General features: G+C 72.2%; 2 protein-coding genes. Both read left to right on the top strand.

Annotated elements, in window-relative coordinates; all coding sequences use genetic code 11:
- Positions 1-115 precede the first annotated feature (115 nt).
- A complete protein-coding gene (locus tag AMK10_RS32015) occupies positions 116-11,014 on the top strand; it encodes a non-ribosomal peptide synthetase (RefSeq protein WP_073752418.1) in 10,899 nt (3,632 codons plus the stop codon).
- Positions 11,001-12,701, top strand: coding sequence for an ABC transporter ATP-binding protein (locus AMK10_RS32010; RefSeq protein WP_073752416.1), 1,701 nt, complete (start codon positions 11,001-11,003; stop codon positions 12,699-12,701). Before AMK10_RS32015 ends, AMK10_RS32010 begins: the two co-directional genes overlap by 14 nt.

The raw sequence follows: 12,701 nt of genomic DNA, 5'->3' as shown, positions 1-12,701 counted from the left end.
CGAGCTGGTTCAACGGCGAACCGGTTCTGGTCCGAGTCCGGATCAAGTCCGTTGGGGCCGGGCCCGAGTGGGGCCGAGCCCAGCTTTTCTACGCTGGAAGGACGATGAGTCTTCGATGACGGATCCGATTGCCCGTCCGGTGCTGCTCTCTCCCGCACACCTGGCCGACGTACGCAGGCGTGCCGGCGACTACTCCGACAGGACCATCGCGCAGGCGTGCGCCGTCGGGCTGGCGTACTGGGCGACGGGCCGCAGTCCCGACGGCATGGAGCTCGCTCCCGGCACCCTGTTCACCGACGTGCTCGGCTGGGCCGACAACGGCGGCAGCGCGCCCGAGGGCTGGGCGGCAGCCGCCGACGGATCCGCCATCACCGTCCCCGAAGGCGTCGACCGCGGCGAGGCACAGCTCGCGCTGGACGACCTCACCGACTTCCCCGACCGGCCGGTCGGCACCATTGCCCCCTCCGACGCGGCGGCGAGGATCGAGGCCCTCACCCGGTGGAACGACACCGGGGCCGATCGCGTCCGCCCGACCATCGTGGAGATGTTCCGCGAACAGGCGCGCCTGAGGCCGGACGCCGTCGCCGTCGTCGACGAGGAACGATCGCTGACGTACCGTCAGGCGGTTGAGTACTCCGCCCAGCTGGCACACGAGCTGATCGGCCGGGGGCTCACCGCCGAACAGGTCGTCGGCATCTCGCTGGGCCGCTCCGCGGACATGGTGATCGGACTCCTCGGTGTGCTGCAGGCCGGGTGCGCGTTCGTGCCCCTCGACCCGCAGTGGCCCGCCGCGCGCCGCGCCGTCGTCATCCAGGACGCCCGGGTCGTGCTCCAGCTCAACGACTCGGGTGAGCACGACCCCGACGAGCCGGCGGCCGTGGCCGTGGGCCTCGGCGACTGGCGGTTCGGCGCCCGCCCCGTCGAGGCACCCGAGGTCGCCGTCCCCGGTGACGCCCTGGCCTACGTGATCTTCACCTCCGGCTCGACCGGACGGCCCAAGGGCGCGATGATCCGCCACGAGGCGATCAGCGAACGCCTGCTCTGGCAGGTCGACGAGATCCTGGGCTTCGGCCACGACGACGCGTCCCTCTTCAAGGCACCGCTGTCCTTCGACATCTCCATCAACGAGATCTTCCTGCCGCTGGTGTGCGGCGGCAGGCTGGTGGTCCTGAGGCCCGGCGGCGAACGCGACCCGCACCACCTGCTCAGTGTGATCGCCGAGCAGCGCGTGACCTTCACGTACCTGGTGTCGTCGATGCTCGACGTACTGCTGGAGATGGCAGGCGAATCCGGTCGGCTGGACAGCCTGCGGCACGTCTGGTGCGGCGGTGAGGTGCTGACCCCGGAACTGTACGAGCGCTTCCGCACCCGGCTCGACATCCCCATGTACCACGGCTACGGCCCGGCCGAGACGACGATCGGAGTCTCGCACGTCATCTACCGGGGCGAAGCGGAACGCCTGTCGACGTCCATAGGCAGGGCCAACCCCAACACCCAGCTGTACGTGCTGGACGACGAACTGCGCCCGGTCCCGGTCGGGGTCGGCGGCGAGCTGTACGTGGGAGGGTTCCTCCTGGGGCGCGGATACGTCAACGCGCCCGGCCTGACGGCGTCCCGGTTCGTCGCCAACCCCTTCGCGGACGACGGCTCCCGGCTGTACAGGACCGGAGACCTCGCACGGTTCGCCCCGGACGGCTCGCTGGACTTCCTCGGCCGCGCCGACAACCAGATCAAGATCCGCGGCATGCGGCTGGAGATCGAGGACGTCGAGATCGGTCTCGCGGAGCACCCCTCCGTACGCCACACCTGCGTCGTCGCGAAGAAGAACTCGGCGGGCGGCACCTATCTGGTGGGATACGTGATCCCGGCGACCGCCGGCGAGGAACTGCGGGCGGACGACGTCCGGGCATGGGCCGCCGGGCACATGGTGGAGTACATGGTGCCCGCCCACATCGTCGTCCTGAAGGAGTTCCCCCTCACCGCCAACGGCAAGCTCGACCGCGGCGCGCTGCCGGAACCCCACGTCGGTACGGGCACCGTCGTCGCGCCCGTCACCGAGAACGAGCGCGTGGTGTGCGCGACGGTGGCGGCCGTGCTCCAGCTCGACGAGGTCGGAGTCGACCAGGACTTCTTCCGCCTCGGCGGGGACAGCATCCTGGCGATCTCCCTGCTGAGCGCACTGCGCGAGGCGGGACTCTTCGTCACGGCACGGCAGGTCTTCACCCACAGCGTCGTGGGAGCGCTGGCGGCGGTGGCCGGCCGCGAGGACGTCTCCACCGCGGAGCACGACGACGTCCCGACCGGACCCGTCGTGGGATCGCCCATCGTGCAGTGGCTCGGCGGGACGACGGACGCCATCGACGGCTTCGTGCAGTCCGTCGTCCTGAACGCCCCGGCCGAGCTGACCGCCGAGACCCTGGACCGCGTCCTCACCGCGCTCGTGGAGCGGCACGGCATGCTGCGCGCGAAGCTGGTGCGCGGCGACCGCTGGAGCTTCGACATCCCGGAGGCCGACGGCGCCGTCGCGGGGTGGCAGGAGAGCGGTCTGCCGCTCGACGCCTGTGTGGACCTCGCCACCGAAGGCCTCGACCCGGACGGCGGAGTGATGCTGCGCGCCGTCTGGCGCCGCGCGGAACGTCAGCTGGTCGTGGCCGTCCACCACGTGGTGATCGACGGGGTGTCCTGGCGTGTGCTCATGGAGGACCTGGCCACCGCATGGCAGCAGATCTCCACGGGTCTGCCGGTCGAACTGCCCCCGGTCGGCACCTCCTTCCGGCGCTGGACGCAGCTTCTGGAGCGTACGGACTTCGCGGCGGACCGCGCCCACTACCTGCGCCCTCTGCCGGGAACCGACCACCCGGTGGGCCGGCGTGCGCCGTCCCCGGCCGACACCGTCGCCCGGGAGCGCGTCCTCACCGTCCAGGTCGGCCCCGACGCCACCGCCGCGCTGCTGGGGGAGATACCCGCGAAGTTCCACGCGGGCGTCAACGACGTGCTGCTGACCGGGCTGGCCGTCGCCCTCGCCCGGTGGCGCCGCGACCTCGGGCAGGACCAGACGTTCGCGCACATCGAGCTGGAGGGCCACGGCCGCGAGGGGCGGTTCGTGGCGGGCACAGCCGGCTTCGAGCCCGAACTGTCCCGCACCGTGGGCTGGTTCACCACGCTCTTCCCCGTGGTCGTGGACCCCGGGGCGACGGACGATCCCACCGCGCCCGCGTATCTGGCCGCCGCGCTCAAGGCGGTCAAGGACGATCTCGCCCGGGTTCCGGGCAACGGCCTGTCCTACGGAGCCCTGCGGTATCTGCACGGCACCGCGTTCGAGGCACCGGCCCCCCAGGTGCTGTTCAACTACCTGGGACGCTTCGGCTCCGGCACCTCGGGGGACTGGCAGTTCGCGGGCGCCGCGGGGCAGCTGGGCGAGAAGCGCGACCCGAGGATGCGACTGCCGCGCGCCCTGGAGTTCAACGCGATCGCCGAACCCGGCCCGACCGGCGCCCACGAGCTGGTCACCACCATCTCCTGGCCCGAGGGGATGTTCACCGACGAGGACATCGCGACCGTCGGCGCCTATCTGACGGAGGCGCTGACCGGAATCGCCGCACTCGACCAGGGCGGTCACTCTCCCGGCGACTTCGGCCTCGTACCGCTCACCCAGGCCGACGTGGACGCCCTGGACGGCCCCGCGCTGCGCGACATCCTGCCGCTGACCCCGCTGCAGGAGGGCCTGTACTTCCACTCGGTCTTCGACGACGACTCGGCGGGCAGCTACGTCGAACAGCAGCTGCTGACCCTGGAGGGCGAGGTGGACCCCGCCCGTCTCGCGGCGGCGGCGAACCGGCTGCTCACGCTGTACCCGAACCTGGCCGCGCGCTTCACCGCCCTCGCCGACGGCCGTGTGGTCTCCGTCCTGGAGAGGGGTGTCACCGCTCCCTTCACCACCCTGGACCGCCCGGGGATCACCGAGGCGGAGATCAGCGAGCACGCCGAGCACGACCGCCGCGCCGGGTTCGGCCTGGCCACGGGACCCCTGATGCGGTACACGCTCATCCGCGCGGGCGGCGGGCGCAACGTACTGGTGCAGACCGTGCACCACATCATCGCCGACGGCTGGTCGGTGCCGCCCATGCTCCGCGCCCTGCTGGCCGAGTACCACGCGCCGGGCAGCCTCTACCCGGCCGGAGGCTTTCCCGAGTACGTGCGGTGGCTCTCCGGACTCGACGAGGACGAGAGCGACCGGGTGTGGCACGACCAGCTCGCCGGTCTGCCCGGACCCTCGCTGGTCGCCGAAGGACACACCCCGTCCGACCGGTTCACGGACACCTCGGTGGTGCCGGCGGACGACATCGACGACGGTGTCAGGTCCGCGGGCGTGCCCTTCAGCGTCGCCGTGCACAGCGCCTGGGCGCTCGCCCTCGGCGGCATCCTGCACGGCAACGACGTGGTGTTCGGCTCCACCGTCTCCGGCCGCGACGCCGATGTGCCCGGCATCGGGGACATGGTGGGCCTGTTCATCAACACCGTTCCCGTGCGGGCCCGCTGGGACGACCGCACCACGGCGCGCGAGCTCCTCGCCTCGGTGAGGGAACACCAGAGCGCGGTGCTGCCGCACCAGCACGTCTCGCTGGCGAGGATCGCCCGCCGGACGGGCGGTGGCGGCTCCCTGTTCGACACGCTGGTGGTCTTCGACGTTGCCACCGACGTGGGGGAGCTGCGTGGTCACGGCGACGAGCTGGTCATCACCGGCATCGTCAACGAGGGCGCCCCCCACTACCCGCTCACCCTGGTCGTGGAGCGCGAGCCCGACGGCCGTCCGCGCTTCAACCTGATCTACGACGGCGAGCTGCTCAGGGAGGAGAGCGCCCGGGCGATCCTGGACACCTTCACCCGGACCCTCACCGGCCTGCTCACCCGGCAGGACGCCCTGGTCGGCGAACTCGCGCCGGACGAGACCGGGCTGCCCGCCCGGATCACCCCGACGACCCTGGACCGGCTGTTCGACGCGGCGGCGCGGCGCGGCCCGGACTCCCCGGCCGTCACGCTGTGCGGTCTGGACGGCTCGGCCACCTCGCTGACCTACCGCGAACTGGCCGACGCCAAGGACGAGCTGGCGGCGTCCCTGCGTGCCGCCGGTGCCGGTCCGGGCACGCGCGTCGCCGTCGCCGTGCCCCGCTCCCTGGAGCAGGTGGTCGCCCTGATCGCCGTCGTCAGCGCGGGCGGCGCGTACGTGCCGCTGGACCTGGCGTACCCCGACGACCGGCTGGAGTACATCCTCACCGACGCCGCACCGCAGGTCGTCCTCGTCGACCCCGCGGAGCGCGAGCGGTTCACCGGGCTGCTGGACCGGAGCGGTGTGCCGGCCCGCGTGCTCGTGACCGGCGAGGAGACACCGCGGCAGGACGCCGCGAACCCCGCCGCGACCGGGCACGGATGGCACGACCCCGCCTATGTGATCTACACCTCCGGATCGACCGGCAGGCCCAAGGGCGTCGTCGTCCCGCACTCCAGCGTGGTGGCCCTGCTCGAGAACACGCGGCCTGCCATGGACTTCGGCCCGCACGACGTGTGGGTCCAGTTCCACTCCTTCTCCTTCGACTTCGCCGTCTGGGAGCTGTGGGGCGCGCTGACGCACGGCGGTGAACTCCTCGTGCCGGACTACGGGCTGACCCGCTCCCCGGTGGACTTCCACCGGCTGGTCCGCGAGCGCGGAGTGACCGTCCTCAACCAGACACCGTCCGCCTTCTACCGCTTCGTCGAGGCCGACCGGCACGCCGGTGAGCCCCTCCCCGCCCTGCGCCGGATCATCTTCGGCGGCGAGGCGCTGGACCCGGGACGCCTGCGCGGCTGGGTCGAGCGCCACGGCACCGGGACGCCCGAGCTGGTCAACATGTACGGCATCACCGAGACCACCGTCCACGTCACCCACCGGGTGCTCACCGACGAGGACTTCGGCGCCGACGTCAGCCCGATCGGCGGACCGATCCCGGGCCTGACCACCTATCTGCTCGACGACCGTCTCCGGCCGGTGCCGCCGGGCCGGGAGGGCGCCATCTACGTCGCGGGCGACCAGGTCTCCCTCGGCTACCTCGGCAGGCCCGGACTGACCGCCGGCCGCTTCGTGGCCAACCCGTTCGCGGACGACGGCTCCCGCATGTACCACACGGGCGACCTCGCCCGTCGCACGCTCGACGGCGAGCTGGAATTCACCGGCCGCGCCGACGACCAGGTACAGCTCAAGGGCTTCCGCATCGAATTGGGCGAGGTGGAGTCCGCGATCCGTGAGCTCGACGGCGTGGTCGACGTCGCCGTCACGGTGGCGGCCGACGGCGACCACCTGGTCGCCCACCTCGTGGGCCGGGTGCCCGGAGACCTGACCGCCCTGCTGTCCGCGAAGCTTCCCGCGCACATGGTCCCCGGCCGCGTGCTCCCGGTCGGTGCCCTGCCGCTGACCGTCAACGGCAAGCTGGACCGCAAGGTGCTGGCCGAGCGAGCCGCACAGGACGACACCCCGGCCGCTGCCGGGAGCGCCTCCGCGCTGGACGCGCTGATCGGCATCTTCGCCGAGACCCTGCCCGGCGCCGCCGCCGTGGACGGTGACACCGACTTCTTCATGGCCGGGGGCGACAGCATCGTCGCCATCACGGTGATCAACCGGGCCCGGGCACTCGGGCTGCCGATCGCGCCCCGGGACGTGTTCCTCCTCAAGACACCGCGCGCCCTCGCCGGACACCTGACGGCGGACGCACCCCCGGCCCCGTCACCCGGGCCCGTCGTCCCCGAGGACGGCCCGCTGACGCCGTCACCGATCATCCTGCGCCAGCGGGAACTGGGCGCGTCCCTCGCCCGGTTCGCCCAGGCCAGGACCGTGGAGGCGGCCGAGGACACCGGGTTCGCCGACGCCGTGCGCGCCGCGAACGCCGTCGTGGCCGCGCACCCGGTGCTCCGGATGGAGTTGCGCGTCGAGCACGGGGTGTGGGCGCTGCGCACCGGTCCCGCCCGCGAGGTCACCGTGGCCCGGACGGACACGGCCGACGCGACGGCCGCCGCGAACGAAGCCGCCGGGCGACTCGACCCGGAGGCCGGTGACGTCATCGCGTTCACCTGGCTGGAGCCGAGCAGGACCCTGGTGGTGACCGTCCACCACCTCGCGGTCGACGCGGTCTCCTGGCTGATCCTGCTGGACGACCTCGCCGCCGCGATGCGCGGTGCGGCGCTGCCGGCGCCGACCACGTCCTACGCCGCGTACGCCGAGGCCCTCAGCTCAGGGGCCGCCCATGCCACCGCGAGCCTCGGGCACTGGATCACCACCCTCCAGGCGCCCCCGCTCCTGCCCTCGGCCGGGAGCGGCCTGCGCACGGTCACGTCCGTGCTCGCCCCCGAGACGAGCGACCGGCTGACGCGCACCGCGCCCGCCGCGCTCGGGACCGGGCTGACCGAGCTCCTGTGCGGGGCGCTGCGCACCGCGCTGACGCATGTGCAGTCCTCGCCCACGGATCTGGCGATCGAGCTGGAGCGGCACGGCCGTGTCCCGGTGCTGGAACACCACGACTACACCCGTACCGTCGGCTGGTTCACCTCCATCGCACCCGTGCGCCTCACCGCGCACACCGACCCGCTCGCGGCCGCACGCGAGGTCGCCGAGCGCCAGCCGGACGAGCGCGGGCACCTGGCCTACGGGCAGCTCAGATACCTCGACCCGCAGACCGCCCCGCTGCTGGGCACCCGCCCGCAGGTGCTGTTCAACTACCTCGGCCGGGGCGACGAGTCCCGGGCGCCGCGCATCACGGGCGGCGACCAGGGCAGCCCGTACGCCGTCGAGGTCAACGCCTGGACCGACGGGGCCACCCGAAGCCTGCACGCGGAGTTCACCCTCGCCGACGGCATCCCCGACGAGGTGACCGAGCACTGGAACGCCGCACTCGAACGCCTCGCGGACGCCTCCACGACCGCCGAACGCACGGCGCCCGTCACCCCGCTCCAGCGAGGCCTGTTCTTCCAGGCGCAGATGGCGGGCCCGGCCGGACACTACGTCGCGCAGAGCTGGTTCGCCTTCGACCGGCGCCTCGACACCGACGCGCTGGCCGAGGCGATGGCGTACGTCATCGCACGGCACCCCGTCGTGGGCGCGGGCTTCACCACCGACGACCGGGGCAACCCCGTACAGGTCCTCAAGGCGGGCCGACGGGTCGCCGTCCGTACGGTCGAGCTGCCGACGGACGAGGCCGTGGACGCCCTGCGGGCCCGGGACCGCGACACGGGCTTCGACCCGGGCGAACCGCCGCTGGTCCGGCTGACCGTCGTACGGCTGCCCGGCGGGCGCGACGGCCTGCTGCTCAGCTACCACCTGCTGCTATGGGACGGCTGGTCCCGCGAGATCCTGCTCCGGGACCTGTTCGACGCCTACGAGGCCGTCCTCGCGGGGGGCGAACTCGACCCGGCCCCGGCCACGCCCGGCTTCGAGGAGTACGCCAGGGCGCTCGACGCCAAGGACTCCGCCGTCTCGGAGCGCTTCTGGGCGGAGCACCTGGCCGGCCTCACGAGCCCGACGCTGCTGGCCGGACCGCAGCCGGCCTTCGCGGACGAACTGCCGCGCGCACTCGTGCACCAGCTGTCCTCCGCACAGTCGGAACTGCTGCGGGACGCGGCCAGGACGCACGGCGTCACGCTGAACACGGTGCTGACCGGCGCCTTCGGCCTTCTGCTGGGCGCGCACACGGGCCGCTCCGACGCCGTCTTCGGCGTGACCGTCTCCGGCCGCGAGGGCGAGGGGCTGTCCGACATCGTCGGAGTGCTGCTCAACACCGTGCCCCTGTGGACGTCGGCCCGGCCCGGTGACACGGTCCGTGCCTACCTCTCGGCCGTCCAGTCGGCCAGGATCGAGGCGATGGAGCACGAGCACCTGGGGCTCGGCGAGATCCAGCGGGCCGGCGGCCACGAGAGTCTCTTCGACAACCTGTTCGTTCTCCAGAACTTCCTGGACATGGACGCCTTCGCCGAGATGAACGCCAGGCACGGCATCACGGAGGTGAAGGCCGACGACTCGACGCACTATCCGTTTACCTGGGTCGTCACCCCCGGAGACCGGCTCACGGTCAAGCTGGAGTACCGCGACGGCGACGGCGGCAGGGCCCGCCGGCTCGTCGACGACTACGTGCGGGTGCTGGAGGACCTGGCCCGTTCGACCGGGCCGGTCGGTGCCCTGCGCGGACTCGGGGCCGCACCCGAGCCGGCCGCCCGCACGGACATCGGCACGGACACGGTCGTCGACCGTTTCGACCTGGCGGCCGACCGCGACCCGGGGCGGACCGCCCTCGTCTCCCACGGCTCGGCCATGACCTTCGCCGAACTCCGTGACCGGAGCAGGGCGGTGGCCGGGGTCCTCGCCCGGCGCGGTATCGGCCCCGAGCGGACCGTGGCCCTCGCGATCCCGCGCTCCCTCGACTCGATCGTGGCGCTCTTCGCCGTACTCCGCGTCGGCGCCGCCTATGTGCCGCTGGAGCTGGACCACCCGGACGAGCGGATCGCCGCGATCGTCGACAGCGCCCGTCCGGACGTGATCCTCACCGTGAGCGGGGTGTCGCACCGGCTGACCGGCGAGCTCATGGAACTCGACCGCCCGCTGCCGGACGCCGAACCCCGCGTGACGTTCGCCCCGGACGACCCGGACCGGCTGAAGCACCCCGCGTACACGATCTACACCTCAGGATCGACCGGGAAGCCCAAGGGTGTGGTCACCGAGTACGCCGGGCTCACCAACATGCTGATCAACCATCAGCGCCGCATCTTCGAACCGGTGCTGGCGGACCACGGACACCGCGTCTTCCGGATCGCGCACACCGTCTCGTTCGCGTTCGACATGTCGTGGGAGGAGCTGCTGTGGCTCGCCGACGGCCACGAGGTGCACATCTGCGACGAGGAACTGCGCCGCGACGCGCCCCGTCTGGTCGAGTACTGCGCCGAGCACGGGATCGACGTCATCAACGTGACGCCGACCTACGCGCAGCAGCTGGTCGCCGAGGGACTGCTCGACGACCCCGAACGGCGCCCCGCGCTCGTGCTGCTGGGCGGTGAGGCCGTCACCCCGCAGCTGTGGCAGCGGCTCGCCGAGACCCCGGGGACGGCCGGCTACAACCTGTACGGGCCCACCGAGTACACCATCAACACCCTCGGCGTCGGCACCTTCGAGTGCCAGGACCCGGTGGTGGGCGTGGCGATCGACAACACCGAGGTGTACGTGCTCGATCCGTGGCTGAGGCCCCTGCCGGACGGGGTTCCCGGTGAGCTCTACGTGTCGGGCGTGGGCATCGCGCGCGGCTACCTCGGGCAGCCCGCCCAGACCGCGCACCGCTTCGTCGCGTGCCCGTTCGGCGCACCCGGCGAGCGGATGTACCGCACGGGGGACCTGGTGATCAGGCGGCCCGACGGGAATCTGATGTACCTCGGCCGCACCGACCAGCAGGTCAAGATCCGGGGCCACCGGGTCGAACCGGGCGAGGTGGAGGCCGTGTTCGCCGCCCATCCGGCGGTGCGGTTCGCCGCCGCGGTCGCCCAGCCCGACCCGCAGGTCGACGGAGCGTACCGGCTTGCCGCCTACCTCGTGCTGGACGGCTCCGACCTGGCCACGGTTGCCGCGGAGGCGGGCGCGGGGCTGCCGGACTTCCTGCGCCCGACGCACTACGCCCAGGTCGACGCGATCCCGCTGACCGTGAACGGGAAGGCCGACACCAAGGCGCTGCCGGAGGCGAAGCCCCTCGGCGTGCTGACCATGGTCGAGGAGCGCGCCCCGGAGACCGGGACCGAGATCCTGGTCTGCGAGTTCTTCGCCGAGGCACTCGACCTGGACGACGACGAGGTGAGCGCGGTCAGTGACTTCGCCTCCCTCGGAGGACACTCGATGCTGGCGGTGCGCCTGATCGGGCTGCTCCGCCGGGAGTACGGTCCTGTGATCACGATCCGTGATCTGCTCACCCTTCGAACCCCGGAAGCGATTGCCCGCCATCTTGATGACAACTCCTGACCCCAAGGGCCCCCGGGAGGGGGCCGGCATCCTCCGGACCGCCCTGCGCCGCAACGCCGGCGCGGTGGTCCGGGGCACCGTCCTCATGGGCCTCTACCAGGCCGGCGAGACCGCCTTCCCGATCGCGCTGGGCCTGATCGTCGAGTACACGATGCAGGACCGCAGCCTCGGCTCTCTCGGCCTGTCGATCGGCGCGCTGGCGGTGATCATCACCACCGTCTCGCTGTCGTGGCGGTTCGGGATGCGCGTCCTGCAGAAGGCCAACACGACCGAGGCGCACCGCTGGCGGGTGAAGGTCGCCGCCTGCGGACTCCAGCCCGTGGCCAGGGACGTCGACCTGAAGTCGGGCGAGGTGCTGACCATCGCCACCGAGGACGCCGACCAGACCGCCGACATCGTCGAGGTCGTGCCGCTGCTGATCAGCTCGCTGGTCGCGGTGGTGGTCGCGTCGGTCGCCCTGGGCCTCGCGGACATCCGGCTCGGTCTGCTGGTGATCGTCGGAACGGTCGCCATCCTGTCGATCCTCAGCGTGATGTCCCGGCGGATCGGTTCGAGCACCCGCGAACAGCAGGCCAGGGTCGCCCGGGCCGGAGCCAAGGTCGCGGACCTGATCACCGGCCTGCGCCCGCTGCACGGCTTCGGCGGCAACCAGGCGGCCTTCCTCTCCTACCGGAAGGTCAGCACGGAGGCGAAGCAGCAGGCGATCACCGTCGCCCGGGTGAACGGCGTGTACGCCGGCACCGCCCTGGCCCTCAACGCGGTGCTCGCCGCCGCCGTGACCCTGACCGCCGGCTGGCTGGCGTACGGAGGCCGGATCAACATCGGGGAGCTCGTCATGGCCGTGGGCCTGGCGCAGTTCATCATGGAACCCCTGAAGATGTTCTCGGAGATGCCGAAGTACGTGATGATGGCGCGCGCCTCGGCCGAGCGGATGGCCCTGGTGCTCGCCGCACCACCGCTGACGGCCCCGGGCACACAGAGCCCGTCCGGGGACGGGGAACTGGAGATCGACGGTGTGCGGTACGGGGCGCTGCGCGAGCTGAAGTTCCAGGTGCGCGCCGGCGAGTTCGTGGCCATCGCCGCCTACCAGCCCCGCGCGGCGGCCGACCTCGCGTCGATCCTGGCGGTGAACGTCCCGCCGCAGGACTACGAGGGAGTGGTGCGGATCGGCGGCCGGGAGATCACGGACCTCTCGATCGAGGCGCTGCGCGAACACATGCTGGTGAACCCGTACGACGGGGAGATCTTCGCGGGCAGTCTCCGCACCAACATCGATCCGTCGGGCACCAGCCGCATCCTCCCCGAAGCCGTGGAGGCCTCACTGCTGACCGATGTCGTGGCCCTCCACCGCGAGGGGCTCGACCACGCCGTGCGCGACCGGGGCGCGAACCTCTCCGGCGGCCAGCGCCAGCGGCTCTCGCTGGCCCGGGCCCTCGCGGCCGACTCCGGCATCCTCGTCCTGCGCGACCCGACGACGGCGGTCGACGCGGTCACCGAACAGCTCATCGCGCGCAACCTCGCGCAGCTCCGCCGGGGCCGCACCACCGTCGTGCTCACCAGCAGCCCGGCCCTCCTGGATGCCGCCGACCGGGTCCTCGTGCTGGACGACGGCGTCATCGCCGCCGAGGACACCCATCGCAACCTCCTGGCCACCGACGAGAACTACTGCCTGGCGGTCGCCAGATGA

Origin of the sequence: Streptomyces sp. CB02058 (genome assembly GCF_001905505.1) — a bacterium.
In the GTDB taxonomy this organism is placed as follows: Bacteria; Actinomycetota; Actinomycetes; order Streptomycetales; family Streptomycetaceae; genus Streptomyces.
The sequence above is the reverse complement of the archived record's forward strand: the minus strand, read 5'-3'. Positions and strand labels throughout refer to the sequence as shown.